This window comes from Paraburkholderia sp. SUR17 (assembly GCF_029536165.1).
Lineage (GTDB): Bacteria > Pseudomonadota > Gammaproteobacteria > Burkholderiales > Burkholderiaceae > Paraburkholderia > Paraburkholderia kururiensis.
This window is the reverse complement of the sequence record NZ_CP120508.1, coordinates 3,040,590-3,067,120: the sequence shown is the minus strand read 5'-3', so window position 1 is coordinate 3,067,120 and position 26,531 is coordinate 3,040,590. Positions and strand designations below refer to the sequence as shown.

General features: G+C 63.1%; 24 protein-coding genes. 11 read left to right on the top strand and 13 right to left on the bottom strand.

Annotation, left to right across the window (positions count from 1 at the left end; translation table 11 throughout):
• Positions 1 to 82: 82 nt before the first annotated feature.
• Complete coding sequence (locus P2869_RS13560) at positions 83 to 1,663, bottom strand: UbiD family decarboxylase (RefSeq protein WP_017774463.1); 1,581 nt, start codon at positions 1,661 to 1,663, stop codon at positions 83 to 85.
• A gap of 595 nt (positions 1,664 to 2,258) precedes the next feature.
• Between P2869_RS13560 and P2869_RS13555 the strand changes: the two genes are divergently transcribed.
• The gene (locus P2869_RS13555) at positions 2,259 to 3,449 is read left to right on the top strand and encodes a transglycosylase SLT domain-containing protein (protein ID WP_277596758.1); all 1,191 of its coding nucleotides are present in this window, start codon (positions 2,259 to 2,261) and stop codon (positions 3,447 to 3,449) included.
• 163 nt (positions 3,450 to 3,612) lie between these two features.
• Here P2869_RS13555 and P2869_RS13550 read toward each other — a convergent pair whose 3' ends face one another.
• The 9 genes from P2869_RS13550 to P2869_RS13510 all read right to left on the bottom strand — a co-directional run bounded on the left by P2869_RS13550 (position 3,613) and on the right by P2869_RS13510 (position 11,178).
• Positions 3,613 to 4,815: a pyridoxal phosphate-dependent aminotransferase gene (locus P2869_RS13550; protein ID WP_277596757.1), complete on the bottom strand. Its 1,203-nt coding sequence runs from the start codon at positions 4,813 to 4,815 to the stop codon at positions 3,613 to 3,615.
• Between the two features lie 88 nt (positions 4,816 to 4,903).
• Entirely contained in the window at positions 4,904 to 5,338 is a 435-nt protein-coding gene (gene nusB / locus P2869_RS13545; protein ID WP_017774466.1) for a transcription antitermination factor NusB, read from the bottom strand.
• Entirely contained in the window at positions 5,335 to 5,850 is a 516-nt protein-coding gene (ribH, locus tag P2869_RS13540; protein WP_017774467.1) for a 6,7-dimethyl-8-ribityllumazine synthase, read from the bottom strand. The genes nusB and ribH overlap by 4 nt, the downstream gene beginning before the upstream one ends.
• Before the next feature lie 79 nt (positions 5,851 to 5,929).
• Positions 5,930 to 7,090 carry a bifunctional 3,4-dihydroxy-2-butanone-4-phosphate synthase/GTP cyclohydrolase II gene (gene ribBA, locus P2869_RS13535; RefSeq protein ID WP_017774468.1) on the bottom strand — a complete coding sequence of 387 codons (1,161 nt, stop codon included), beginning with the start codon at positions 7,088 to 7,090 and terminating at the stop codon, positions 5,930 to 5,932.
• A 123-nt stretch (positions 7,091 to 7,213) separates the two neighbouring features.
• The gene (locus P2869_RS13530; protein ID WP_017774469.1) at positions 7,214 to 7,393 is read right to left on the bottom strand and encodes a DUF1427 family protein; all 180 of its coding nucleotides are present in this window, start codon (positions 7,391 to 7,393) and stop codon (positions 7,214 to 7,216) included.
• A 12-nt stretch (positions 7,394 to 7,405) separates the two neighbouring features.
• Positions 7,406 to 8,368 carry a zinc-binding alcohol dehydrogenase family protein gene (locus tag P2869_RS13525; RefSeq protein ID WP_277596756.1) on the bottom strand — a complete coding sequence of 321 codons (963 nt, stop codon included), beginning with the start codon at positions 8,366 to 8,368 and terminating at the stop codon, positions 7,406 to 7,408.
• Positions 8,369 to 8,567: 199 nt separating this feature from the next.
• Complete coding sequence (locus tag P2869_RS13520) at positions 8,568 to 9,434, bottom strand: helix-turn-helix transcriptional regulator (RefSeq protein ID WP_017774471.1); 867 nt, start codon at positions 9,432 to 9,434, stop codon at positions 8,568 to 8,570.
• Positions 9,435 to 9,902: 468 nt separating this feature from the next.
• The gene (locus P2869_RS13515) at positions 9,903 to 10,250 is read right to left on the bottom strand and encodes a hypothetical protein (protein ID WP_126877961.1); all 348 of its coding nucleotides are present in this window, start codon (positions 10,248 to 10,250) and stop codon (positions 9,903 to 9,905) included.
• A 475-nt stretch (positions 10,251 to 10,725) separates the two neighbouring features.
• Positions 10,726 to 11,178 carry an Rrf2 family transcriptional regulator gene (locus P2869_RS13510; RefSeq protein WP_277596755.1) on the bottom strand — a complete coding sequence of 151 codons (453 nt, stop codon included), beginning with the start codon at positions 11,176 to 11,178 and terminating at the stop codon, positions 10,726 to 10,728.
• Positions 11,179 to 11,279: 101 nt separating this feature from the next.
• Here P2869_RS13510 and P2869_RS13505 point away from each other — a divergent pair, with 101 nt between their 5' ends.
• From P2869_RS13505 to P2869_RS13495, 3 genes are all read left to right on the top strand, one after another.
• Positions 11,280 to 12,185, top strand: a complete 906-nt coding sequence (locus P2869_RS13505) for an NAD(P)/FAD-dependent oxidoreductase (RefSeq protein WP_277598143.1) — start codon at positions 11,280 to 11,282, stop codon at positions 12,183 to 12,185.
• A gap of 1,071 nt (positions 12,186 to 13,256) precedes the next feature.
• On the top strand, positions 13,257 to 13,682 hold the full coding sequence (locus P2869_RS13500; RefSeq protein ID WP_277596754.1) for a YHS domain-containing protein: 426 nt from the start codon (positions 13,257 to 13,259) through the stop codon (positions 13,680 to 13,682).
• Between the two features lie 132 nt (positions 13,683 to 13,814).
• Positions 13,815 to 15,968, top strand: coding sequence for a copper-translocating P-type ATPase (locus tag P2869_RS13495; protein WP_346833730.1), 2,154 nt, complete (start codon positions 13,815 to 13,817; stop codon positions 15,966 to 15,968).
• 106 nt (positions 15,969 to 16,074) lie between these two features.
• On the opposite strand, the gene P2869_RS13490 is transcribed toward P2869_RS13495, so the two are convergent.
• Complete coding sequence (locus P2869_RS13490; protein ID WP_277596752.1) at positions 16,075 to 16,677, bottom strand: ANTAR domain-containing protein; 603 nt, start codon at positions 16,675 to 16,677, stop codon at positions 16,075 to 16,077.
• The gene (locus tag P2869_RS13485) at positions 16,674 to 17,861 is read right to left on the bottom strand and encodes a transporter substrate-binding domain-containing protein (RefSeq protein ID WP_277596751.1); all 1,188 of its coding nucleotides are present in this window, start codon (positions 17,859 to 17,861) and stop codon (positions 16,674 to 16,676) included. The genes P2869_RS13490 and P2869_RS13485 overlap by 4 nt, the downstream gene beginning before the upstream one ends.
• A gap of 403 nt (positions 17,862 to 18,264) precedes the next feature.
• Here P2869_RS13485 and P2869_RS13480 point away from each other — a divergent pair, with 403 nt between their 5' ends.
• The 6 genes from P2869_RS13480 (at position 18,265) to P2869_RS13455 (ending at position 24,854) form a co-directional block, all read left to right on the top strand.
• Positions 18,265 to 19,512: an urea ABC transporter substrate-binding protein gene (locus tag P2869_RS13480; protein WP_277598142.1), complete on the top strand. Its 1,248-nt coding sequence runs from the start codon at positions 18,265 to 18,267 to the stop codon at positions 19,510 to 19,512.
• 82 nt (positions 19,513 to 19,594) lie between these two features.
• Complete coding sequence (gene urtB, locus P2869_RS13475; RefSeq protein WP_277596750.1) at positions 19,595 to 21,205, top strand: urea ABC transporter permease subunit UrtB; 1,611 nt, start codon at positions 19,595 to 19,597, stop codon at positions 21,203 to 21,205.
• The gene (urtC, locus tag P2869_RS13470; protein ID WP_277596749.1) at positions 21,202 to 22,338 is read left to right on the top strand and encodes an urea ABC transporter permease subunit UrtC; all 1,137 of its coding nucleotides are present in this window, start codon (positions 21,202 to 21,204) and stop codon (positions 22,336 to 22,338) included. Before urtB ends, urtC begins: the two co-directional genes overlap by 4 nt.
• A complete protein-coding gene (gene urtD, locus P2869_RS13465; RefSeq protein ID WP_277596748.1) occupies positions 22,335 to 23,090 on the top strand; it encodes an urea ABC transporter ATP-binding protein UrtD in 756 nt (251 codons plus the stop codon). The genes urtC and urtD overlap by 4 nt, the downstream gene beginning before the upstream one ends.
• Before the next feature lie 2 nt (positions 23,091 to 23,092).
• Positions 23,093 to 23,797, top strand: a complete 705-nt coding sequence (gene urtE / locus P2869_RS13460) for an urea ABC transporter ATP-binding subunit UrtE (RefSeq protein ID WP_017774485.1) — start codon at positions 23,093 to 23,095, stop codon at positions 23,795 to 23,797.
• Positions 23,798 to 23,858: 61 nt separating this feature from the next.
• On the top strand, positions 23,859 to 24,854 hold the full coding sequence (locus tag P2869_RS13455; RefSeq protein ID WP_026121366.1) for an acetamidase/formamidase family protein: 996 nt from the start codon (positions 23,859 to 23,861) through the stop codon (positions 24,852 to 24,854).
• A gap of 229 nt (positions 24,855 to 25,083) precedes the next feature.
• Here P2869_RS13455 and P2869_RS13450 read toward each other — a convergent pair whose 3' ends face one another.
• Positions 25,084 to 26,025 carry a LysR substrate-binding domain-containing protein gene (locus P2869_RS13450; RefSeq protein ID WP_277596746.1) on the bottom strand — a complete coding sequence of 314 codons (942 nt, stop codon included), beginning with the start codon at positions 26,023 to 26,025 and terminating at the stop codon, positions 25,084 to 25,086.
• Between the two features lie 81 nt (positions 26,026 to 26,106).
• Here P2869_RS13450 and P2869_RS13445 point away from each other — a divergent pair, with 81 nt between their 5' ends.
• Positions 26,107 to 26,505, top strand: coding sequence for a nuclear transport factor 2 family protein (locus P2869_RS13445; protein WP_277598141.1), 399 nt, complete (start codon positions 26,107 to 26,109; stop codon positions 26,503 to 26,505).
• Positions 26,506 to 26,531: the final 26 nt, after the last annotated feature.

Below are 26,531 nucleotides of genomic sequence, written 5' to 3'. Positions count from 1 at the left end.
ACGACTCGCGTACAGGAATGCGCGGCCAGTCGCGAAAGCGGTCTGCACGTGACTGTGCCGCCGTCACGCGACCGTCGCTTTTTTAGCCGCCTCCGAGTCCGAGTTCGTCCCACAGGCGATCGATGCGCGCCTTGACCGCGCTCTCCATCACGATCGGGCGACCCCATTCCCGGTTGGTTTCGCCGGGCCATTTGTTCGTGGCGTCGAGGCCCATCTTCGAACCGAGGCCCGCCACGGGCGACGCGAAGTCGAGATAGTCGATGGGCGTGTTCTCCACGAGCACCGTATCGCGCGCGGGGTCGATGCGCGTCGTGATGGCCCAGATCACTTCCTTCCAGTCGCGGATGTTCACGTCTTCGTCCACTACGACGATGAACTTCGTATACATGAACTGCCGCAAGAAGCTCCAGACGCCGAACATCACCCGCTTGGCATGGCCCGGGTAGCTCTTCTTCATCTGCACGATGGCCATGCGGTAGCTGCAGCCTTCGGGCGGCAGGTAGAAGTCGGTGATCTCGGGGAACTGCTTCTGTAGCAGCGGCACGAAGACTTCGTTGAGCGCGACGCCCAGCACGGCCGGTTCGTCGGGCGGCTTGCCTGTGTAGGTGGAGTGATAGATCGCGTCGCGGCGCATCGTAATGCGCTCCACGGTGAACACCGGGAACCACTCCTGTTCGTTGTAGTAGCCGGTGTGGTCGCCGTAGGGGCCTTCCAGTGCGTATTCATACGCGGCAGCGGCGCCTTTCGACGGACGCGGCGGCGCACCGTGCGGTGTCTCGGGAGTCACGTGCGGATCTTGCGGGTAGATGAAGCCTTCGAGCACGATCTCGGCGCGTGCCGGCACCTGCAGCGTATCGACGCCCGGCGTGAGGCACGACGCAAGTTCGGTACGGGCACCGCGCAGCAGTCCCGCGAACTGGTACTCGGAGAGCGTGTCCGGCACGGGCGTCACCGCGCCCAGAATGGTGGCCGGGTCTGCGCCGAGTACGACCGCGACGGGATATGGCTTGCCCGGGTTGCGCAGCGCGAACTCACGAAAGTCCAGCGCGCCGCCGCGGTGCGCGAGCCATCGCATGATGAGCTTGTTGCGTCCGATCAACTGCTGCCGGTAGATGCCCAGATTTTGCCGCACCTTGTTCGGCCCGCGCGTGACGGTGAGCCCCCACGTGACGAGCGGCCCTGCGTCGCCGGGCCAGCAGGTCTGGATAGGTAACCTTTCGAGGTCGACGTCCGCGCCTTCCCAGACGATTTCCTGGCAGGGCGGCGAGCCAACCGTCTTCGGCGCCATGTCCCACACGGCCTTGGCGAGTGTGAAGAGCTTGCCCGCGTCCTTGAGGCCGCGCGGCGGTTCGGGTTCCTTGAGGGTCGAGAGCAGCCGGCCCACGTCGCGCAGCGACCCCAGCGCGGCACCTTCGCCATCGGACTCCGACGCGTCGACGCCCATGCCGAGCGCCACGCGCCGCGGCGTGCCGAACAGGTTGCCGAGCACCGGGAACCCATGCTGACCGCGATGCTCGAACAGCAGCGCGGGGCCGCCGGCCCGGAGCACACGGTCGCATAGCTCGGTCATTTCCAGCACGGGCGACACGGGCTGGGCGATGCGGCGTAGTTCGCCGAGCGTCTCGAGGCGGCTGATGAAGTCGCGCAGGTCTTTGTATTTCATTCGGATGGGTCAAGGCCGCGCGAGTGCGGCGAGGCCGAAGAGGTGAGCGAAACAGACGGACGACAGGGTGCGTTCGCGGCGTCCAAAACGGTTGTCGATTTTACCTGCGTTACCCGCCGCACGTTGGCGGCGGAAATCGCGATGGGCCGGAAACGCGCTCAGTGAGCGGTTCTCCACGCGCTGAACAGCGTTCATTATTACATTTAGTTATAGTTGTGACTGGCTATAGTGTTGACGATCTATAAAACCCTGCTAGAATCGCTCGACATTGGTTGCAGGGCTTGAATTCTTTACCATCGCCCCCGGTCCTTCAGACGCAACGCGTCACCGTTTGCCGACCCCTGCACGGCTACTGAACGGTCTAGATTTGTTGTCCTCGCCGGCGCCACGTGACGCCGGCTTTTCGCGTGGGAGTCACTGCGCGCATGTCTTCGACACATGCCGCCCGACTTTTGTGGATGACTCCCCGTACGGCGCACCTGCCGTTTCCCGACGCTACCGCACCAACCAGAGCGCGTGGCGTCTTTGACCCTTCGAATGGCTGTACGTCGGCTTGCCGACACGTTCACCGGGTCATGCAACATGGGAGATCCGAATGAACACCTGGTTAACGTGGCGTCCCGACGAACGGTTCGCTGAACGCATCACGCAAGGTTTGCGTGCCGTTCTGCGCCGTGGGACGCGTTTGAGTCACCATCTCTTCAGCGTGGTAGGCGGCATGGCCGTCCTGTTCGCGCTCGCGCTCTGGCTGATGCCCAGTTGGCGCGGTACATTCGCGGCCCGCGTCATGCCGTTCGTGTCGGCGGCCGTTCAGGCTGGACCGGCGCGGCTGTTGCAAGGCAATCCGCTGCCGTCGTTTGCGCCGCCGGGCGCTCATAGCGGTGTGTCAGACGACTCGCTGGCCTCCACGGCAAGCAACTCCGCGGCCGTGGCAGGCGGCGTGGCGCCCGTATCGATGTCGGGCGTTGCGGGCGACAGCAACAGCGCCGCAGCCACGTCCTCGCCGTTTGCGTCCGTCACGTTGAACGGCCTCGATCCGCGTTCGTTGCCGAGCGTCGGCGAACTCGCCCGGATGATCCCGTCGCAACGCGTGGCCGCCGATGCGCGGGACAACCGCGTGCTCGTTTCCGTGCGCGAACAGGCGCTCGTCGCGACGTATCTGTCGCGCCGCTATCGCGTGGCCCAGGAGCCAGTTGGCGAACTGGTGAAGGCGGCATTCGACACTGGTCGTGAAGTCGGTCTCGATCCGCTCCTGCTGCTGGCCGTGATGGCGATCGAGTCCGGCTTCAACCCGTATGCCGAAAGCGGCGTCGGGGCGCAGGGCCTCATGCAGGTCATGTCGAAAGTCCATTCCGACAAGTTCCAGTATTTCGGCGGCAAGAGCGCCGCGCTCGACCCGCTCGCGAACATCAAGGTCGGCGCGCTGGTTCTCAAGGACTGCATTGCACGCGGCGGCTCGCTCGCGGGCGGCCTGCGGCTGTACGTCGGGTCATCGACGCAGGACGACGGCGGCTACGGCGCGAAGGTGATCGCCGAGCGCAGTCGTCTGCGCGACGTGGCGCGCGGCGTGAAGGTGCCGATCAACGCGCCCCAGGCGCCCACGACGGCGGCCGCTCCGGCGCAGCAGTCGCAGACCACGGTCGCCTCGGCCAAGCGCGTGCAGGTAACGCTCGATGGCGCGCATCCGCTCTCGGACAAGGCTGCTGCGGCAACGGCGCACGTGCCGGCTCAAGACGACGCCAGCACGAGCGCGCAGAAACATCCGTCGCCTGAGATGGGCGCCTGACGCGTTCGCTGGAGCGCGCAAGCCGACTCAGGCGAAGCGAAGAAGACGGGATTGCCGTTGGCCGGATGGGCAAGGCTGACGGAAACAGAAAGGGCACCTCGCGGTGCCCTTTTTCGTTGACGCGGCGTTTGGGGTGCCGCTCGCTTTGTCTTCGATGGGACGCTCAGCGCCCCATGCGCTCGAACAGTACCCGCAACCGCTGTACCGCTTCCTCGAGCTTCGCCTGCGCCGTCGCATAGGAGAGGCGAATGTAGCGGCGCGGCTCGTTCGTGCCGAAGTCCATGCCCGGCACGAGTACGACGCCGGCGTCATGGAGCATTGCTTTCGTCAGTGCGTCACTGTCGCCGGCTGCGGGATGAGGCACGCCCGTGCAGTCGGCGTAGACATAAAACGCCCCGTCGGGCATCACCGGCACCGAGAACCCGAGCGACGCCAGGCCCGGCACGATGTAGTCGCGCCGTGCCTGGAATTCGAGCCGCCGGGCTTCATAGATAGCGAGCGTGTCGGGCTCGAAGCAGGCGAGTGCCGCATGCTGTGCGAGCGCCGAGGCGCAGATGAACAGGTTCTGCGCAAGTTTCTCAAAGGCGCTCACGAGCGTGGGCGGCACCACCAGCCAGCCAAGTCGCCAGCCGGTCATGTTGAAGTACTTCGAGAAACTGTTGACCGTGATGACGTCGTCGCCGAACGTCAGCGCCGAGACCGGCCGCGCGCCATAGCTGAGACCCTGGTAGATCTCGTCGACGATCGTGAAGCCGCCGCGCGCCCGCACCGCCTTGACGATGCGATCGAGCTCGGCCGGCTCGATGGAGGTGCCCGTCGGGTTCGACGGCGACGCCAGCAGCACGCCGCGCGTGCGCGAGGTCCACAGGCGCTCGACGTCGTCTGCCGTCAGTTGGAAGCGTTCGGCCGGACCACTCGGCACCAGCACCGGCTTGCCTTCCGCCGCGGCCACGAAGTGCCGGTTGCAGGGGTAGCACGGGTCGGGCATCAGCACTTCGTCGTCGCGATCGACCAGTGCCGCACAGGCGAGCAGCAGCGCCGCCGACGCACCCGCTGTCACGACGATGCGCGCCGGGTCCACGCTGACGCCGAAAGCCTGCTCGTAGTGGCCGGCAATCGCCTCACGCAGCGCGGCGATGCCGAGTGCGCTCGTGTACTGCGTCACGCCGCGCCGCAGTGCGGCCGCGGCCGCTTCGACGACAGGCTCGGGCGCCGTGAAGTCGGGTTCGCCGATGCCCATGTGGATGATGTCGCGCCCGGCCTGCTCGAGCAGCGCTGCCTCCTTGGCCAGTTCCATCACATAGAACGGCTGGATGGCGTCGACGCGGGCGGCAAGCCGCAGCAGCGGTTCGGCTACGGAGTTCATACGGTGTTTCCAGTTCCTGCAGGTGCCCGGCGACTCGGACTTCAGCGGCCCGGGCTTAAGGTGTAACGACGGGGCTTAACGTCAGAGCTTAGCGGCGGCGCGCGGCCTGCGATTCGTCGGGCCGCAGTTGCGCCGAGAGCTTGTCGAGCACGCCGTTTACGTATTTGTAGCCATCCGAGCCGCCGAACGTCTTGGCGAGTTCCACGGCTTCGTTGATCACAACGCGATACGGAACGTCGATGTGGTGCTTGAGCTCATACGTGGCGACGAGCAGCACGGCGCGTTCGACCGGCGAGAGCTGTTCGATCGGACGATCGAGGCAGGGCGTGATGTCGGCGGAAAGCGTGTCCGACTCGCGGATCACCCCGTGCAGGATTGCTTCGAGGTGTTCGTGATCGGCTTTGTCGTAACCCTGCGAACCGCGCAACTGTGCATCGATTTCGCCGGCGGGCACGCCCGAAAGCAGCCACTGATACAGCCCCTGCGTGGCCAGTTCGCGGGAGCGTCGGCGTGCGCTCTTCATGCCCGTTCCTCTTCGTCTTCCTCGTCTTCGTCTTCTTCGTCGTCGCCGTCGAGTTGCTCCAGCGCGACCGCCAGGTTGGCCATCTCGATGGCTACGCGCGCGGCGTCACGGCCCTTTTCCGTCATGCGGGCCACGGCCTGCTCGTCGGTGTCGGTGGTGAGCACGCCGTTGGCAACCGGAATGCCGAAGTCGAGCGCGACGCGCGTGATGCCGGCGCCGCTTTCGTTCGAGACGAGCTCGAAGTGATAGGTCTCGCCGCGGATCACGGCGCCAAGCGCGACGAGCGCGTCGAACTGGCCGCTTTCGGCGAGCTTTTGCAGTGCGAGCGGAATTTCCAGCGCGCCGGGCACGGTGACGAGCAGCACGTCTTCGCCGGCCACGCCGAGGCGTTCGAGTTCTTCGATGCACGCGTCAGCAAGGCCGTTGCAGACCGGCTCGTTGAAGCGCGACTGCACGATGCCGACGCGCAGGCCGTCGCCGTCGAGATTCGGTTGGTATTGTCCGATTTCCATATGAGGTCCGTAGTGTCGGGTTGAGCGTGGAGAGGCCCGAAAGTGCCGGGTGGCTTTCGGATAGTGGGCCGCGCGTGTTTCAGTCGTGCGGCGATGGCGTCTCGGGCGGGTAGGGCGGCAGCGATTCCTTGCTGCCGGGCATCGGCATGAAACCGGTGACTTCGAGGCCGTAGCCCGACATGCTGCCGAGCCGCTTCGGTTTGGAGAGCACCTGCATGCGGCCCACGCCGAGTTCGCGCAAGATCTGCGCGCCGACGCCGTAGGTCTTGAAGTCGACCGGGCGCCGCGCGAGAGCCTCTGCGCGCTCTTTCTGGTCGAACGCCTTGAAGACGTCGATCAGATGTTCCTTGGTGTCGCCGCAATTGAGCAGCACGACGACGCCGAGTTCGCGCGATGCGATTTCCTTCATCGCCGCGTCGAGCGTCCACGAGTGCGTGGACGCGCCGGTTTCCAGCAGGTCGAGCACGGAAAGCGGCTCGTGCACGCGCACGGGCGTGTCCTGGTCCGGCCTGGGTGTGCCGCGCACCAGCGCGATGTGCGGCATGCGCGTGGGCTGATCGACGTACATGACCGCGTGGAACGGGCCGTGCGCGGTCTGCATGGTGCGCTCGGCAACCCGCTCGACGATCGATTCGGTGCGGCTGCGGTAGTGGATCAGGTCCGCGATCGTGCCGATCTTGATGCCGTGTTCCTTGCCGAAATCGATGAGGTCCGGCAGGCGCGCCATCGTTCCGTCGTCCTTGATGACCTCGCAGATTACGGAGGCGGGCGTGAGCCCCGCGAGCGCGGTGAGGTCGCAGCCCGCTTCGGTGTGCCCGGCGCGCACGAGCACGCCGCCCGGCTGGGCCATGATGGGGAACACGTGGCCCGGCTGCACGATGTGGTCTGCACGTGCGTCGTGTGCGACTGCGGCGGCGATGGTGCGCGCCCGGTCTGCGGCCGAGATGCCGGTGGTCACGCCTTCCGCGGCTTCGATGCTGACCGTGAACGCCGTGCCGTACTGCGTGCCGTTGCGATACGTCATGAGCGGCAGGTTCAGCTGCTTGCAGCGTTCCTGCGTGAGCGTGAGGCAGATCAACCCGCGGCCGTAGCGAGCCATGAAATTGATGGCTTCCGGCGTAACGAAGTCGGCCGCAATGATGAGGTCACCTTCGTTTTCCCGGTCTTCTTCGTCGACGAGAATCACCATCCGGCCTGCTTTCAGTTCGGCGATGATCTCGGGGGTGGAGGCGAGCGTCATGTGGGCGGCAATTTGGAGAAAGCGCGTATTTTACGCCACGCTGACGCGCCCGTCCCCTCGGCCGGATGGAAAAGGCCTCCGCGCTTTCCCTGCTTGCGGCCGCTGCTCCGCTCCTCCACCCGGTTAGCCCAGCAGGTGCGCGGCGATCGAACGGGCGAACGCGGGCAGATGCTCGCCGCCCAGCATGCCCAAAAGGCCGACTAGCGCCACGGCGGGCGGCGCGGGAGACTTCACATCGAGCACGCTGTAGATCACGCCGACGAGCACGCCCACGGCAAGTGAGACCAGATAGGTTTTCAGCATGGCCGGCCTCCGTCACATCGCGATCACGACGCGGCCCGCAGTACCTGCGGCCACGGCCTTGTATGCCTCGTGCGCGGCGTCGAGCCCGAAGCGTGCCGCGATGACGGGCGGCGCCAGCTTGCCGCTTTCGAAACCGTCCACGAGCGCGTTCATGAGCCGCGCGGATTCTGCCACGCCGAGCTTGGCGCTGTCCGCGCCGAAGAGCTGCGTCTCGTTGTGATAGAAGTCGATCAGGTCGAATTCGACGCGCCGCCGGCCCGTCGCGCTGATTTCGACCACGCGGCCGCGCCGTCGCACGAGGCCGAGCGCCGTTTCGAAGGCGACGCCGCCCACCGTGTCGTAGACCACGTCCGCGCCGCCGCCGGTCAAGGTCTTGACGGTTTCGACGGTGGAGGCGTCGAGCGGGACATAGTGATCGATCAGCCGTCCGGCGGGTGAATCCGGGCGCGGCGGATGGCGGTCCACGGCGATCACGCGAGCGCCGCGCGCCTTGGCGATCTGCGTCACGGCACCGCCTACGCCGCCGCCCGCACCGATCACGGCGATGGTTTCGCCCTCGCGCAGTTGCGCGTAGTCCACCGTGCCGAGCCAGGCCACGACGAAATTCACGCCGATCGCCGATGCTTCTTCGTGGCTCAGGTTCGCAGGCTTGCGCGAGAGCGCGGCGGCCGGAATGCGGATGAATTGCGCGTGGGTGCCGTCCCGCGTGAAGCCGATGTCGCCGCCGGTGCCCCAGACGTCGACACCTATCCAGTCCGGCGGCCCGTCCACCACGACGCCGCTGAAGTCGCGCCCGGGAATGCGCGGCAAAGCGGTGTGCTCGAAATGGCCGGACACGTTCTTGACGTCGCTCGGATTCACCGATGCGCTGACGATCTTCACGATGGCCGAATCGCCGTCGCGCTCGGGCGTGGGCACGTCGACGTATTCGAGCGCGTCTGGACTGCCGAAGGTGCTGAATCGGATGGCTTTCATGGCGACCGTTCCTGTATGAGATTGCGTCGCCGCGCAGGGGCGACGTACGGTCCGAAGTGTAGGTGGCGTGCAGTCCGTCGAGTAGACAAGCGCTTTCGAATTTCGGACAAGACGGCGTGCGGCGTTTTCGGCGGCCAAGTGTCGCGGCTGGCGCTTACGTCGCTTCGCTCTATGCGCCGTGCGCCACGCGGTGCCGCAGTCAGTCGGCCGGAGCGTCGGCGCGGCTCGGTCCGTCTGATGCACTGGCGGCCCCGCTGACGCCGCCGCTATCCGAAGGCGCTTCGGTAGCCAGCGTGGCGCGCGTGTAGAACCCGGTGGGCGGCGCGCCGAGTTCGCGGCGGAACATATCGCTGAAACTGCCCGGCAGGTAGCCGAGCGAGCGCGCCACGCTGCCCACCGGCTGCCCTTCGGCAAGGCGCGACACGGCGACGGCAAGCTGAACCTGGCGGCGCCACTCGGCGAAACCCACGCCCAGTTCGCGCATGAACAATCGGGCGAGCGTCCGCACGCTCGCTCCGGTGTGGGCAGCGTGCTGTTCGAAGCTGACGTCGATGGACGGATTGGCGATTACCGCCTCGCACAGTGCCGCAAGCCGGCGGTCGGCGTGCGCGCCCGGCAGCGGGATGCGCAACGCGTGTCGCGGCGCATGTTCGAGTTCGAGCACGATCATGCGAAAGGCGGCGTCCAGATAGGTGTCGTCGCGATCCTGCTCGTGCTCCGCGATGGCGCTGATCAACTCGCGCAGCAGACCGTTGACCTCGAACACGTCGCACCGGTTGCTCAAGTGCTGCACGTAAGCGCTGCGCAGATAGACGTTGCGCATTTCGACTGCGCTCAACATGCGGATGGCGTGCACGGTACCGGCCGGCAGCCACACCGCGCGCTGCGGCGGCACCATGAGCGCTTCGTCGCCGGCTTCCACCCACATCACGCCTGCAACCGCGTAGAGCACCTGCGCCCAGTCGTGCGCGTGCGGCTCGATGTAAAGGCCGCGCGGATAGCGCCGCGCGAGCGCACGGCCGCTGCCGTGGCTTGCCTGCAAGTCGGGAGGAATGGCCTTGGGCATGCTGGTGGCTGCGTTCAGGCTTGGAAAGATGAGGGTGCGGCCGGGCTGCTGCTGCCCGGCTGTTGAGACGCGATAACCGGTTCCGCTCGCGACGGCTGCCGCATCCGGGCGGCGTAGACGACCGCGTTACAGCGGCTTGCGGTCGTCCTGTTCCAGCGAGAGCATCCGCTCCACATCGCGCAATTATGTTGAGTCTGGCTGGAGACGGCCAGCCTATATACGCGTGGTTGCAAAGTGACAGCAGTATACCGTCAGAAATACCGTCGCCTGACCGTGTCTGTAGCGAGACGACTTCGGAAATTGGACCGACTGTCGTGTGACGGGGCACCGCGCGAACGCGGCACCCTCCTCGATCGCGCGGCTACGGCTGTGACGATTGGCAAGGCGGGAATGGCGGTGCCGGTCGGGATGTATTGTGCGGTCTAGCGCCCCCCCCCCTCCCGTCCGGATGCTGCGCCTTACGTCGCATCAGGGGTGATAGTTCTCGTCCGGCGGCGTGGCGGGCGTCATGTTGATCACGGCCTGCGGCGTCGGAGTGTCCCAGTTGTTGACGCCTGAGATCCAGGCATTGCCGCCGAACCGCACCCATGCGTTGTCCTGCCAGCTGTAATGCACGTGGGCGCGCACGGTGATGTCCGGCAGATCCTGCACCGGCACGTTGCTCCACTGGACGGTCAACGTGTATTGATAGCCTTGCGGCGCCCAGCCGTCCGGCGGAACCTGGGCAAAGATCGGGTTGAGGTCGTACTGGGGCGGATTGCCCAACAATGTGGTGGCTGCCGCAATCCGGCGCTGTGCGGGTGGAACGTAGTTCATTGCGCTGCTCCTGTTCGTTCGATGTCGGGAAGGTCCGGCTGCGGTCTCGCGACTGCGGCCTGTTCGAATGAACGTCTGGCGGCTGACAACGTGAAAACCCGTGACGGATGGTGACCTGGGACGACCGACGACAATCGGCGATGCGGCCAGTTTGAGACGTTCGACGTCGACCCCTGAATCAGTGACGATGAGACTTGCTCGGTGGCTCACGCCGCGGCTGAATGGGTATAACTGGGAGGATTTCGAGGGCTGGATCGAGGATCGTCGCCTGCGGCTCGGAGGTACGGTGGGCGACGACTGCGATCAATGATCGAGTCTCTAAATCTAGCGATTCGCATGGGTCGAGATACGGCCAGTTGCAGTCACTAGCCCGTCCCGCAAAACTGCCATTTAAACGGCGGGTTCGCATCCCAAACCTGCCAATCAATCGTCTACGTGTGCATCGCGGAACCGGACGGGCCGCATACGACGACCGCTATTTATTCCCTGCTCGAGACGATTTCGACCGCAACGCCGAAGTTTCAACTTCTCCTGCAAGCATCGCAATGGTGACCATCTCGAATTTTTTCAGCAGGACAGCCTCGGCTTCGAGAAGCGTCGCCGAAAGATGGGTATTCACAGCTTGTTCGACAAGACATTCCGGATGATCCTCCGAAACAAGATGCGAGAAAAGCGAAGGTTCGCCGACCGCACGGTAGACGTCCAGTAGCGTGATGTTTTCGAGGGGTTCGGCCAGCACCCAACCACCTCCGTGCCCTTTCTCCGAAGTGACGTATCCAATATCGCGCAGACCGCTGAACAAACGCCTCACGACGACGGCGTTCGTGCACAGCATTTCACCGAGCGCTTCGGAGGTGAGCGGACCATCCGCATGCTTCATGTGAATCAACGCGTGCAAGACGCGAGACATGCGGCTATCGGTCTTCATCGTGGGCGCCCATCTCAAGAAACTTGTCAAGTTGCATAAGAGTTTAACATGGCGCTATCATGCAACTCACGACGTTACGTGATGATCTGGGGAGGGAACGTATGGATGAGCACTACGATGTCATCGTGATCGGCGGCAGCTTCGCCGGTCTTTCAGCCGCAATGCAGCTGGCGCGCGCGCGACGGCGTGTGCTTGTGCTCGATAGTAGAAGGCCACGCAATCGGTTCGCATCACACGCTCATGGTTTTCTCGGGCAGGATGGCAAGGCGCCCGGCGAGATCATCGATGAGGCGACGGCGCAACTCTCGGCGTATCCGACGGCGCACGTCGAGACAGGCGAAGCACGCACGGCGGAGCGTGTTGATGATCGCTTCATCGTCACGCAAAGCAGTGGGAGCACCGCAAGCGCGGATCGATTGATCCTTGCGACGGGCGTTCGAGACGAACTGCCCTCTCTCCCCGGTCTGGATGAACGGTGGGGTATCAGCGCGCTGCATTGTCCGTATTGTCACGGTTACGAAGTCGCGGACAAACGGCTCGGCGTCCTGGCAACGCATTCACTATCGATTCATCAGGCGATGCTCGTTCCTGACTGGGGACCGACAACCTGGTTTACGCAAGGCATAGTCGAGCCATCGCCCGAAGAGACTGCATTGCTCGAAACCCGCAATGTGCGGATCGAACGGGCGCCAGTCGTGGAAGTGCTTGGCGACGTACCCAACATGACAGGGTTGCGTCTCGCCGACGGCCGCGCCATCGAAATCGATGCACTGTTTGTGGGGTCGCGCACCCAGATGGCAAGTCCGCTCGCAAAGCAGCTCGGATGCGAGTTCGACGAAGGTCCGATAGGTCCCGTTATCCGCGTGGACGACTGGAAGCAGACCACCGTTCCGGGAGTGTTTGCCGCTGGCGATGCGGCGAGCGCATGGTCCAACGCGACGTTCGCCTCGGCGGCCGGCGTTGCAGCGGGCGTTGCAGCACATCGCTCGCTCATCTTTGGCTTGTAAGCGATCGTGGAAGTGGCCGCGCCCTGGCAGCGGGCGCTAACGCGTCGAGTGCATCAAACGGCTATCCGCGAGGCTCGCATTCGTACGAGGTTGCCACGGGACGGTCCGATCGATCATTCCTGCGCCTTGGTTCTTCCCACAAGCAGGTAAAGGCCATTGAGGCCGGAAGCCGAGCGGCCGCTTCACGGTCGGCAATCGCCATTCAACCAGCCGTGTGTCGAGTGACTCGGATGGATCGATTTCCGACGTCCGCCGTCTCTCTACTCTTCGATGACGTGCATGCGGCCCAGGCCCTACACTTGCCCGGCTTGATCTTCGTCAAGTGGGTGTGGCCTCACGCTCACACAATGAAAACCTGATTCTCGCGGGGGCGCCAGGCGTGACGTATGCGTGGCCGATTGTTCCGCGAATGCTGACGAGCGTATCGACCTTTCCCGGCTGTCGTGGTGGCTGCATTTCCTGCTGCCTGTCCTCTTCAATGGATCCGCAAGTAAGGGCCGACGCAAACGTGAAGCGTACCTTGACCTTCCTGCGATGGGAAGGCCCAGCATGCGTTCATTTTTTCCGGGACAGTCACAGCGATGCTTCGCTTGCCCGCATTCCTGATCGCCGTTCTGCTGGTCCTGATTCTGCCGATTCGGCTGGCGGGAGCAGCGACGTTGTCTTGCGATAGGGACGCGGGGCCAAGACCGATGAGCAGCGGTCATCACGTCGAACTGCGACATGGCGACATTGCGCGACAAGGCGCGTCGAACACGTCCGACGCGATCCGCATGCATAGCTCGACGCGCGTGAGACATGCGACCGTCCCATGCGGAACGTGTTCTTCGTGCTCTACCGGTGCATTTGAAGCAGGTCCCGGCTTCGCACCACCCGGCGTTAAAGCGTTCATGTTTTACACGGCCCGTCCCACTTCCGATCCCGAGTCGAGCTTTCTGACCGAAGGTATCGATCGTCCTCCTCGCGTTTCTCTCGCGTAACGCCGTCAGCCAGCCCTTGTGTCTAAGGTCGTCCTGGCTGCTCAAACCGCCGTATAGCGCATGGCGTGCATACCCATGCGCCGGATCCGGCATGAAACGATCTTCATCGATCGTCAACCTGATCCGTTCGGACTATGGAGCATGCCTTCCGGCAACGCGTGTCCGGGTGGTGTGTGTCCAATCAGAATTGGAGGAAATCAAAATGAACTGGTTATCGCAGAACGGGTACTGGATCGTCCTTGCCCTCGTCATGTTCCTGATGATGCGGCGAGGTGGAATGGGATGCGGCATGGGGGGAGGCCGCCATGCACCGCGCGAGGACAACTCGCATCACGACAGCGACGGCGCCGCGTTGCGTGATCCGGTCAACGGCCACCCGGTAGATCGGGCCCACGCGTTGACGACCATTTTCGACGGTCGCACGTACTACTTCGAATCGGAAGCGTCGCGCGAGACGTTCAATCGGGATCCGCAGCGGTTTGCCGGTGGCATGCACCGCCGTCATCACGGCTGTTGAGCCGAATCCAGAATCCACATTGTTCATTGAGGGGAGATCGCGATGGATACAGCAACTCATGCGGCGATTTACACGTGCCCGATGCACCCCGAAATCGAGCGCCCGTCGCCCGGTGCATGCCCGAAATGCGGTATGGCGCTTGAGCTGAAGACGCCGGTATCGAGCCACACCGAATGGACATGCCCGATGCACCCGGAGATCGTTCGCCCGGAACCCGGCGCCTGTCCGAAGTGTGGAATGGCGCTCGAACCACGCGCCGCTCACGCCGACGAAGAGCGAAACCCCGAACTGGAATCGATGACCCGGCGTTTCTGGGTGAGTGCCGTCCTGACCACGCCGCTGCTCGCGTTGACCATGGCGGGTGACATTCCTGCCATGCACCTCGGCTCGCTGCCCGGCGCATCGTATTTTTCCTGGATCGAGTTTGCACTCGCGACTCCAGTGGTGCTGTGGGGCGGCGCTCCGTTCTTTGCCAAAGGCGGGCAATCGGTCGCGACGTGGAATCTCAACATGTTCACGCTGATCGGGCTCGGTGTAGCGGTGGCCTATGCCTACAGCGCGGTCGCGCAGATCGCGCCGGGATTTTTTCCGCCCGCGTTCCGGCATCCCGTCACCGGCCACGTCGCGGTGTATTTCGAGGCCGCCGCGGCGATCGTGACGCTCGTACTGCTCGGCCAGGTGCTCGAGTTGCGCGCGCGGAGCAGCACCAACGCCGCAATCCGCGCGCTGCTCGGCATGGCGCCCAGGCTGGCTCGGCGGGTGGGAACCGATGGCAGCGAAACGGATGTTCCGCTGGAGCAGATTCAGGTCGGCGACCGGGTGCGGGTACGGCCGGGCGAAAAGGTGCCCGTCGACGGCGTGGTGCTCGAAGGACGTTCGTCGGTCGACGAATCGATGATCACCGGCGAACCCATCCCGGCGGAGAAAATCGCGGGCGACAAGGTGGTGGGTGCGACGGTGAACGGCAGCGGTACGCTGATCATCGAGGCACAGCGCGTGGGGGCCGACACGCTGCTGGCGCAGATCGTCCAGATGGTCTCCGAAGCCTCGCGCAGTCGCGCGCCGATCCAGCGCCTGGCCGACGTCGTAGCAGCGTACTTTGTGCCGGCCGTGGTGCTGGCCGCCATCGTGACCTTCGCCGTTTGGGCCGTGGTCGGACCGGCACCCGCGATGGCCTATGCAATCATCAATGCCGTCGCCGTGCTGATCATCGCCTGCCCCTGTGCGCTGGGGCTGGCCACGCCAATGTCGATCATGGTGGCGAGTGGGAAAGGCGCCACGGTGGGCGTGCTGTTCAGGAACGCGGAAGCGATCGAAACGCTGCGCCGCGTGGATACCCTGGTGGTCGACAAGACCGGCACCCTCACGGAAGGGCACCCAAGCCTTCAGGAGGTGCTGCCAGCGGCCGGGTTTCTCGCCGATGACGTGCTGCGTTTATCCGCCAGCCTGGAGCGCGGCAGCGAGCATCCGCTTGCGGCTGCCATCGTGCAGGGCGCGCAGCGCAAGGGATTGGCGCTGGAGCAGGTGGAGGCGTTCGAAGCGGTGCCAGGAAAAGGCGTGAAGGGCCGGGTCGAGGGCCATCCTTGCCTGCTGGGCAACATGGTCTTGCTGACGGACGAGGGCGTCGACACGTCGGCCCTTGCCGGGCTGGCCGAAGCACAGCGCGCGCAGGGGCGCACCGCGATGTTCGTCGCGATCGACGGAAAGCCGGCTGGTCTCGTCTCGGTGGCCGATCCGGTCAAGGCCACGACGCCTCAGGCGATTCGCGACCTGCACGACGAGGGATTGCATATCGTGATGCTGACCGGGGACAGCGAGACAACCGCAAAAGCCGTTGCGCGGACTCTCGGCATCGATGAGGTGATTGCCGGCGTGCTACCCGATCAGAAGGCGCTCACGATCAAGCGTTTGCAGTCGGAAGGACGATTCGTGGCCATGGCCGGTGACGGCGTGAACGATGCGCCTGCACTGGCTCAGGCTCAAGTGGGCATCGCCATGGGCACGGGCACCGACGTGGCCATGGAGAGCGCGGGGGTCACGCTGGTCAAGGGAGACCTGCGCGGCATCGTGCGCGCACGGCGCCTGAGCCGAAGCACGCTGCGCAATATCCGCGAGAACCTGTTCTTTGCCTTTGTCTACAACGTGCTGGGCGTGCCGATTGCCGCAGGCGTGCTCTACCCGGCCTTCGGCATCCTGCTTTCGCCAATGATCGCCGCAGCGGCCATGTCGTTCAGTTCGTTTTCGGTTGTGAGCAACGCTTTGCGGCTGCGGCGGGCACGCATTTGAGCGTCCGGCGCGATGTCGATCGGTTACAGGGTTGAGTTGCACGGAAACCTGACTCGGCCGGGGCCGTCTTGTCTCGAGACAAAAGACAATCCCGGCTCGGCGAGTGTTAGAAACTCAGGGTCTCGTATGCCTTCACGATGTCGCCAGCCACCGTCTCGATCTGTTCGCGTTTGAGCATGGCCTGCGAGCGCAGCAGTTGATACGCATCTTCTTCGGACATGCCGCGCGACTCCATGACGATCCGCGTGGCCTGGCGGATCACGAGGACCTTCGCCTGCTTCTGCTCGAGCCGGTCTATGTATCGCTCACGCGCGCGGGATGCCTTGAATTGCGTGAGCGCAACGGCAATAGCGGTCAACAACCCGAACGAGCGTACCGGCGAGGGAATCGTTGCGAACGCATTCAACCGTAGTACCGCTTCGATGGTGATCGGATTCTCGTACGTCACGACCGGAATCACCGGCGGTGACGCACTGGATCCAAGCCACGGATAATCGACCGAGAGCGCCTCGGGACGAATCGCCATGATGACGAGATCGGTGTTGCACGGCAGGGTATCGAGGCGCGGCCAGCATACTTCCACGCCGCAGCCAATGCGCTGAAGCTGCGCGAGCAGCTCTTCGCAATCCTGATCCCGCGGATGAATCACCACGACTTTTAGCGAACGCAGGTCGCGTAGGATCGTCGGCGTCTGCGCGGTCCGCTTCATCGATCGGCTCCCGTGCGTGCGACTTCAGGATGCGCTTGCGCGGTCCACGCCGGTGTGCTGTGAGAAACGACATAAGGATCCGCCTTCACGCGTTCGGGCGCGCGCCCGATGATATCGAAGCGGCCACGCGCGTCGACTCGCCCGATTAGCGGATGCAGGTAGGTGTGGTTGTTGTGCTCGTCAATGCGGACGCGGCCTTGTGGAGCGTCGAATTCGAGTCCGGGCAACACACGCAGCAACAAGGTGGGGTCGTCCGAGCCGACGCGGCGGATCGCATCCGCGAGCAGATGCATCTGGAAATAGGAGGCTTCCCAGCACATGTTGGTCGGCTGATTGTCGCCGAAGCGGGCCTGATAGCGGGCAACGGCGCCGAGGTTTGCGGCTGTATCCACACTCTGGAAGTAGGTGGCGGAGGTGATGTGCCCTTCTGCGAGGTCGTTTCCCATTAGCGCAATTTCGGCTTCACTCGTCATATGGCTGGCGATAGGCGTGCGGTACGGATCGAGCCCGACCTGCGCAAATGCACGGTACAGATGCGGAATGCCTTCGCCCACTACCGTGGAGAAAATGAAGTCTGGGGCGAGTTGCTTGATCCGTCTCGCTGCATCCAGATAACTTTCCCACGGCGCGTCGAGCGACAGATAGGTTTCATCCACCTTTTCTCCGCCCCGCTCGAGAATCAGATCGCTCATCACGCGATTCGACTCGTAGGGGCATACGTAGTCCGAACCGATCATGCTCACGCGTGAGCCAAACTGCGTGAGCATGAAACCGGCGAGGGGTAGCGTGTTCTGATTGGGCGCTGCTCCCGTGTAGATCACATTGCGGCTGTATTCGAAGCCTTCATACGGCGTCGCGTAGAAGAGCAGCGCATTGTGCCGTTCGACAATCGGAATGACCGCCTTGCGTGTGCTGGACATATAGCAACCGACGATCACCCTGACCCGATGTTCGAGAATCAGTTGTTCGGCGAGATCGGCGTAACGCCAGGGCTGGCATTGTGGATCGAGGCAGACGAGTTCGATCTCGCGTCCCGACACGCCTCCTGCGCGATTGATCTCCTCCACCGCGAGCATGGTGGCTTGCAGTTGAGTGAGCTCCGCAGCTGAAGTTGTACCTGAACGTGAATACAGGACGCCAATTCTGATTGGCTCCGAGGCAAGGCCGGCGTCAATACGGGTCATTCGTCAAAACCGATGGTCGCTACGTTTGGGAAGTGCGCTGTTTGTGCGCGCGGCACGCGACTGGTGCGCACGAGCACTGCCACGGTGCGGCGCTGGGCGCATCAGCGGCGCAGACTGCTTTATTTATGATGCCGTCCGCTTTATCAGGAACGCAACTGATCAATTTGCATCCGCCGCGCAAAAGGAATTTGCGGTAGCTGTCCTCGCCAACCGTAAATTCTGGCATAGCCATTGCTAATAGAAGTGCGTCGACCCGTCGTGCAAAACGGGGACGTACAGCATCTATTTAGCTGTTCGAGACAAAGGCGTCTTGAGCGGCACCGGCCAAAAAAGCCCGAAACCAGCTTGTCTGGTTTCGGGCTTTTTGCGTTTGCGATTTCTAATCCATGTCGGAGTGAAGCAAATGAAAAGACGTACTTTCCTGTCGGCAGTCGGCTCCGGATTGGTGAGCGCTGCGGGCGCTGCGCTGCCTAAGGCTGCGTTTGCCGCGGGTGCGGGCGATCCGATCAAGCTCGGCCTGTTGTTCTCGCAATCGGGCACGATGGCCAACGGCGAGTCGCTGTTAAAAGATACGGCACTGATGACGATCGATCAGATCAACGCCAAGGGTGGTGTGCTCGGGCGCAAGCTGCAAGGTGTCGTTGTCGATCCGGCGTCGGATTGGCCCATGTATGCACAGCTCTCCAAGCAACTGATCCTGCGCGACCAATGCGCGGCACTGTTCGGCTGCTGGACGTCGGTGTCGCGCAAGTCGGTGTTGCCGGTCGTCGAGTCGCAGAACAGTCTGCTGTTTTATCCGCTTCACTTCGAAGGCGAAGAGCAGTCGAAGAACGTTGTCTATCTGAACTCGCCGCCGAGCAGTTCGGTGCTCCCGGCTATCGATTACCTCATGAGCGAGCAGGGCGGCGGTGCCCGGCGCTTCTACATGATCGGCAGCGACTACGTGTGGCCGCGCACGATCAACAAGATGCTCAAGGGCTATCTGAAGACCAAAGGCATTCCGGACTCGGCATGGCGCGAACATTACGTTCCATTCGGGCAGTCGAATTTCCAGACCATCGTGCGCGACATCAAGGACTTCGCCGCGCAGCCTGGCGGCCAGGCCATCGTCGTGATGACCGTGGTGGGCGATTCGATTCCGGCGATGTTCAAGGAAGCGATCAATCAGGGTGTGCGCGCAACTGATATTCCGATCCTCGGCCTGGACGTGGTGGACAGCGATCTCGAAGGTCTCGATACCACGCCACTGGTTGGCCACCTCAGTTGCTGGTGCTATTTCCAGAACGTCGATACGCCGCAGAACAGGCAGTTCAAGAGCGACTGGAAGAACTATGTCGGCGCGCACAACCTGAAGCATCGACCGGACATGGTGATCGACCCGATGGTGTCGACTTACCTGGGCATCCATCTCTGGGCGCAGGCCGTGACGAAAGCGCACTCCACCAGCACGGACGCGGTACGCAAAGCGCTTGCAGGGCAGTCCATGGTCGATCCGGCGGGTTACACCGTGAAGATGGATGCCTCCACGCAGTACCTGTGGCGCGGCGACATGATCGGTTCGATCAATGCCAAACAGGGCTTCGACATTTTGTGGAAGTCGAAAGACATCGAGAAGCCGGTGCCGTTCAGCCCCTTCATCGGTAAGGCTTGACAGTCCCTGCTGCATAGCCTCGCAGTTGTGGGATCGGCGTGCGCAAGCATGTCGATCCCTGCAGGATCGAATGGAAATACCCATGATCAATTTCAGGCAGATCTTTTGCACGATCGTTTGTCTCGCGCTTGTCTGGAGCAGTGCCGCGAGCGCCGCACCGGGCCGCGCCGCGATACTCGCGTCGTTCTGCGCGACGAACGGCGATAAAGCCGCTGCACTGGAGCAACTGGTGGAAGCAGGCGTGTCCGATGACGCGCACGAACGTGCGTGGGCACGTCAGATTGTCGATGCGATTCGCAACGGTGCGCTGGCGTGCGGCGCCGACGGTCAGGTTACGCTGCAGGGACACCCTGCGCTCGATGGCGTGACTCTTCAGCCACGCGTCAATGCGTCAACGGATTCGCCCTATGTGCCGAGCATCGTGATGATGCGCAAGCTCGCGGTGGCGTCGGCGGAAATGGACCTGTTCTCGTCGCGACGGGACACTCGCGCGGCGGCTGCGCGGCAAGTCGACAAGTTCTTTGCCTTGCTCGACCCCGCCGTCGTCACACGCGCGGTCAAGGCACAGCGTGACCCGGATATCGCGACCACTCTCACGCTGGCATTGGCCAAGCGCGGTCTCAACAGCAATGTGAAGGCCGACCGCCTGGCGGCGATCAACGCTGTGGCCGAGGTGCCGAGCGAGACCGCGCGCACCGCGCTGACGAACTTCGCGGCGGAGGACTCCGTGCGCTCGGACCCGGACGTGCTCGCCGCGGTGCAGGGAGCGATTCGCCACATGGACACGTGGCTGTCGCTTGGCAAGGGCTTGTCGATCCTGTTTAGCGGCTTGAGCTATGCCGGCGTGTTGTTGTTGACGGCACTCGGCCTGTCGATCGTATTCGGCCTGATGGGCGTGATCAATCTCGCGCATGGCGAATTCATCATGATCGGCGCGTATGCGACGTATCTCGTCGAACGTTTCATGCAGGCGCATCTGCCAGGCTGGTTCGACGCCTACATTTTTGTTGCGATTCCGGTGGCATTCGTGATCTGCGCCGCGTGCGGCATGTTGCTCGAATTTCTCGTCATCCGGTTTCTGTATCGCCGGCCGCTCGAGACGCTGCTCGCTACGTGGGCGGTCAGTATCGCGCTGATCAAGCTGATTCAGGTGCTGTTCGGCTCGCAGAACGTCGAGTTCATTACGCCGGGCTTTCTCAACGGCGGCATGCAGGTTGCGCCCGGCTTTTTCGTGACCTACAACCGCGTGTTTGCCATCGCGCTAGCGGTGTTGATCTTCGGCGCGACCTTCGCCGTGGTTCGCTTCACGAAGCTTGGTTTGCTGATGCGTGCCACGACGCAACTGCGGGACATGGCGCGCTGCCTCGGCGTGCCCGCCGAGCGCGTCGATCGCATCGCGTTCGGGCTGGGCGCCGGACTCGCGGGGCTGGCCGGCGTGGTGTTGACGCAGATTGCGAGCGTCAATCCGTCGATGGGCACGGGTTTCGTCGTCGACTCGTTCATGGTGGTGGTGCTCGGCGGCGCGGGTAGTCTCGCGGGGACAGTCGCGTCGTCGCTCGCGCTCGGCGAAATCAACCAGTTCATCGAACCGTTCTACGGAGCCGTTGCCGCCAAGGTGGCCGTGCTTCTGCTCATCGTGCTGATTATCCAGAAGCGCCCGCAAGGACTTTTTGCATTGAAGACCCGCGTATGAATACGTTTCCCGATCCGCGTACCAGCAGGAAATTCACCTTGTCGGCGTTCGCAACGAAATGGATGGGCCAGTCCGTGGAGGTCGGCATCGTGCCGCTACTGGTCCTGCTGGCGCTCTATCTGCCTTTGGCCTATTTCGTGATTCCGGAGTCGAATGCGCTGCATCTGTCGCTGTTCGGCATCAACCTGATCGGACAGATCATGTGCTTCGCGCTGCTCGCGCTGGCACTCGATCTGGTGTGGGGTTATGCCGGCATCCTGAGCCTCGGGCACGGCATCTTCTTCGGAATAGGCGGCTACATGATGGCCATCTATCTGCTGAACGGCGCCTATGCCGACACGCACGTCTTGCCGGACTTCCTGCAATACATGGGGGCGAGCGACTTTCCACCGGTATGGAAGATGCTCTCGCGACTCGATGTGACGATCATCGTCACCGTCGTCGTAACCGTGCTGATTGCGGGCACGTTCGGTTTCGTTACGTTTCGCTCGCGCATCAATGGCGTATATCTGTCCATCATCACTCAGGCGCTGACTTATGCGCTGATGCTGCTCTTGTTCATCAACGACGTGGGCCTCGGCGGCAACAACGGCATGACCGGTTTCACGAGCCTCGCGGGCCATCAGCTTGCCGATACCTCCACGCAGATCGGCCTTGCGGTGTGTTCGTGCCTGCTGCTAGTGGCGGCCTATATCGGCGTGCGCTTTCTCGCCCGCTCCAGTTTTGGCAGAGCGCTAATCGCGGTGCGCGACGACGAAGCAAGGATGCGGTTTCTCGGCTACCGCACGCATACGCTGAAGCTCTTCGCGTGGTGTCTCTCGGCGGTGCTCGCCGCGTTTGCCGGGATGCTGTACGTGCCGCAGGTCGGCATCGTCAACCCGACTATCGTGTCGCCGCAACTGTCCGTCGAGATCGCCGTGTGGGTGGCCATTGGTGGGCGCGGCACCCTGATCGGCGCAATCGTGGGCGCTATCGTGGTCAACGGACTCAAGTTCTGGCTGACGGCGCAACTGCCGGCGCTGTGGCCGTTCATTCTTGCTGGCGTGACACTCGTGATTGTCGTGTATTTCAGCAATGGCCTGTGGGGTGCGCTCAAGGCTACCGGCCCTGAAAACAACGGGGGCGGCCAATGAACCAGCCACTGCGTGCCACCGCCGTCTACATCAGCGGGCTGTGTGTGACGTTTTCCGGTTTCGCGGCGATCACGAACCTGTCGATGGAGTTTCGATACGGCGAGATTCGCGCCATCATCGGCCCGAACGGTGCGGGCAAGACGACCTTGATGGACGTCATCACGGGAAAGACCCGCCCGGTGTCCGGTGAAGTGTTTCTCAACAAGGTCACGAACCTTGCGGCGCTCGACGAAGCATCCATCGCGCGCCTCGGCATCGGCCGCAAGTTCCAGAAGCCAAGCGTGTTTGAAGCGCTGCGGGTCCGCGAGAACCTCGAACTGGCGATTCGCAATGGCCGCGGCTATGCGGAGATGGTTCGCTCGCGCCTCGGCCCCCAGCAGAACCGTCGTATCGACGAAGTACTCGAGACGATCGGTCTGGAGCATGAAGGGCGCCGCCTGGCCGGCACGCTGTCCCACGGCCAGAAGCAGTGGCTCGAAATCGGCATGCTGCTCGTCGCCGATCCTCACGTGATCCTGCTCGACGAACCTGTTGCCGGCATGACCGACCACGAAACCGCCCGCACCGCCGAACTGATCTCGCGTCTCAGGTCGCCGGACCGGGCAGTGGTGGTGATCGAACACGACATGGATTTTGTCGGTGAAATCGCGGACCTCGTCAGCGTGTTGCATGAAGGAAAGCTGCTCGGAGAGGGATCGATGGAGAGCGTGCGCAATGACCCACGCGTGATTCAGGTTTATCTGGGACGGTAGGCATGCTGAAGATTTCCGCACTCAACCAGTTTTACGGCAGCAGTCACACATTGCGCGACGTGTCGCTGAACGTGGCCGACGGCGCTTGCACGGTAGTGCTCGGCCGGAATGGGGTGGGTAAGACGACGCTGCTGAAGTGTCTCGTCGGGTTGCTGCCTGTCAAAGGCGGCGAAATCGAACTGGCGGGGCAGCCGCTTACGCGCACGCCATCGCATCGGCGCGCGCTGGCGGGTCTCGGCTACGTCCCGCAAGGACGCGAGATTTTCCCGCAGCTTAGCGTCGAAGAAAACCTGCGTATCGGTGCCTACGCGGGCGAACGCAATCAGACCGCGAGGGGCAAGCAATTTTCTTTCGACGATGTCTTTCACACCTTTCCTGTGCTGAAGACGATGCGCCGGCGCATCGCCGGCAATCTGTCCGGTGGACAGCAGCAACAGCTCGCGATTGGCCGGGCGCTTCTGACCAATCCGAAGCTGCTGATTCTCGATGAGCCGACCGAGGGCATTCAGCCGTCGATCGTGATGGAGATCGAGGCGGTGATCCGTTCGCTGAAAGGATCGCTGTCGATCCTGCTGGTAGAGCAATTTTTTGATTTCGCGCAGGCGGTAGCCGACGACTATGTCGTGCTGGTACGAGGCCAGGTTGTATCGGCGGGACCTCGTGACCAGATGGAAGCCAATAACGTCAGAGCGCTAATTTCAGTGTGATGCGGCGCCCAGCCAGGCACGCTTTCACTTCGACAACCCACATTCGAGCAGGAACCCCATGATGAAATGGCTAGAACAATCGATCATGCACACGCGCGGCGTCGCACGCGGCGAGGTTCGCGTAACGCATGAACTCAGTGAATCCCGTCAGGGCACATTTCACTACACCATCGGGCCGTACTCCGCGCCGGTGATGAGCATTGCGCCGGGCGACCGGGTGGTGGTTCAGACGCGCGATGCGTTTGACGGCAAGATCCTCACGGAACAGGATCTGCCCAGCCAGAAGCTGCGGGTGCCGTTCTTGAATCCGCAGAGCGGCCCGATCATGATCGAAGGCGCGGAGAAGGGCGACGTGGTGGCGGTGTATATCGAATCGATGCTGCCGCGCGGCGACAACCCTCGCGGCACCTGCTGCCTGATTCCGCGCTTCGGTGCGCTGACGGGTACGGAATACACCGCGACGCTCAATGAGCCGCTGCCCGAGATGACCCGCAAGATCGATGTGGACGAAGAAGGCGTCTACTGGAGCAAGCGCGTGACGCTGCCGTACAAGCCACATATCGGCACGCTGAGTCTGTCGCCGGAAATCGACTCGATCAATTCCCTCACGCCGGACAACCACGGCGGCAATATGGACGTGCCAGACATGGGGCCCGGCAGCATCACTTATCTGCCGGTGCGTTCCGCCGGTGCGCGGCTCTTTATCGGCGACGCGCACGCCTGCCAGGGCGACGGCGAAGTGTGCGGCACCGCTGTCGAATTCTCCAGCACGACCACGATTCACGTCGATCTGATCAAGGGTTGGCCTATCGAGTGGCCGCGCCTCGAAACGGATGAGCTGCTGATGGCAATCGGCAGCGCCCGCCCGCTGGAGGACGCAACACGCATCGCCTACCACGAACTGGTGCTCTGGATGGAGAAAGAGTACGGCTTTGACCGCTGGGATGCCTACATGATGCTTAGCCAGTGCGGCAAGGTGCGGCTCGGCAATTTCGTCGACCCCAAGTATTCGGTTGGCGCGGCGATCAGCAAGAAATATCTCGCACCGGCCGCCTGAGGAGACGCTATCGGAGACTTGAAACTCAAGCGTCTGAAGTCGCTCGTAACCGGCGGCGCCAAGGGTATCGGCCGCGCGATGGCGCCGCTGTCGAACAGACGGTGGCCGACATCGCGCAGGTCGCGGGTGGCGCGGTGAAGGTGCGGGGCGTCCCGTTCAACGTTTCGGATGGCCCGGCGTTACAGGCCTCGACGCGCGATGCCGCGGCGCAACAGGGCTGCATCGACAATCAGTCTTCCTGTGCAAGCCGAAACAGGACGTCAGCGAGGGCGCGGATTTTGGACTGTGCGGCTCGTTGAGACGGATAGACGACGAAGTACGACAAGCCGTTTTTCGCCACATCGACAAAAGGCGTTACCAGTGTCTCCGCCCGCAGGCGGTCCCTCGCCATCCGGGGATCGCCTATTGCAACGCCATGCCCCTCCGCCGCAGCGGTGAGCGTCAATTCGAGAGTATCGAAAACGAGTCCGCGGTTCGCATCGATGTGGCTTGCCCCCACGCTTTCCAGCCAGCATCGCCACTCCTCATGGCCGTGCCCGGGATGAAGCAATGTGACATGAGCAAGGTCGTCTGCCGAGCGCAGCGATGCGGCCATTTCGCGTGTGCACATCGGGGTGAGTTGCTCGGCAAACAACGGAACCGCGTCCATTCCCGCCCACTGCCCGGTTCCACGAACAACGATGGCGTCGACGTCTGGCGTGGTGAAATCCGGCGTGTCGTCCGCCGATGTGGAGAGGCGGAGTTCCGTTCCAGGCAACGCGTGATTGATGTCTGCCAGCCGTGGGAGCAACCAGCGAATCGCGAACGTGGAGGGCAACCGCAGGGTGACGATAGACGCTGTCCTCGCGTGCATGTCTGCGTGTTGGACCAGTTGCGTGAGTACGCTTACGGCCACGGTCAACAGTTCGCTTCCTTCCGCTGTCAGCGTCAGCCCCGACGCATGGCGCACGAAAAGTGCACACCGGTAGTGCGCTTCCAGTTGCTGGATCTGACGACTCACTGCGCCCTGCGTTCGACACAGATGGTCCGCGGCTTTGCTGACGCTCCCGAGTTGCGCCGCGGCGACGAATGACTGGAATGCTGTCAGCGACGGCAGTGCCCGCGTCAGGTCGGCCAATGGATATGCATGCGCTGCATACCCGGGTTGCGGATTTTTCGATTGTTCGGTCATCGGTGCATCGCTATCGTGCCTGTATCGGATGCGCGTCCGCTCGAACGCGCGGAGTGGTCAACGAATGATCGGAGAATGAAGATGACCTCATCGTCGGAAGCACTATACACGCGGCAGGTTCGCAACTATCTCGGGGAACTGGAGCGCGGCGATGTCGCGGCGATCTGTGCGTTGTTCACGCCGGACGCCCAGATCTTCTCGCCGTTTCTCGGCTGGATGCGCTCTGCGCCATTCTTTGCGAAGGTCAGTGCCGCGTCTGGAGAAAGCAGAATCACGCCTATCGACATCTGTGTGAGTACGACGGGGGCCCGACGTGCGACCGGTTACTTCGTCTATGACTGGGGGTTAAAAGATGGGTCCGCAGTGCGTTTCGAGTGCGTCGATGTTTTCGAATTCGACGACGATGGGCTCATCGAGCGGATGATCATCGTCTACGATACGCATCCCATTCGCAGTACGGTAGGCGACAAATATGCGTAGCCGTATGGATATCGCTCGATACCGAA